Raw genomic sequence first — 597 nt, 5'->3', positions numbered from 1 at the left:
CCTCTTCCGCGAAGTCCCCTTGCCCGTCCGCTTCAACCGCCAGCGCCGCGAAGTCTGCGTGCCCCGCGACAACGGCGAATACTGGATCGTCCCCTGGGAAACCGTGACCGCTGCCGCCACCCAGCATTCATCGGTCAGTCAGGGCGGCAGGGTCACGATGGGCCTGCTGGTCATCGGCTTCGAAAACCCCGACCCGACCGCCGGCGAGGACAACAGGCATTTTTCGCTGGGCTTCCCTTGCGGCGGCGGCACCACGGCGATGGCGTTGTGGGAATGCATGCGCAGTTACATGGAGGTTGGGCCTGATTCCGTGCCGGAAAGTCGGGTCGGCATAGCGCCTTACGAAGAAACGCAAGTCGGGTTGCTCATCACCGATTTGCGCAAAGGGGAAATACTGGGCGTTCTGTGGAGCATTTTCTGCATTACGATTCTGGGCACCTACCTGGCGGAAAAGCTGCAGGATTGGAAGCTTTCCTATCCACCGGAACTGCCCCACCCCGACATCCTCGAATGGTCAAAACCCCTGCCCCCCGAGCAATGGGCCCAACGCTCCCCGGCGCTTGCAGCCGCCATCGTCCAGCGCGAAGCGGAATTGGC

Annotated in this window: 1 protein-coding gene; it reads left to right on the top strand. The window is 62.5% G+C overall.

Annotated features, from left to right (window positions below; translation table 11 throughout):
- Positions 1 to 597: hypothetical protein (locus tag CAG31_RS28005; protein WP_139832662.1), on the top strand; the 597-nt coding region annotated here is incomplete at both ends.

Source organism: Pseudomonas sp. R25(2017) (assembly GCF_002112565.1).
Taxonomy (GTDB): Bacteria; Pseudomonadota; Gammaproteobacteria; order Pseudomonadales; family Pseudomonadaceae; genus Aquipseudomonas; species Aquipseudomonas ekonensis.
This window is presented reverse-complemented; position numbering and strand designations above follow the sequence as displayed.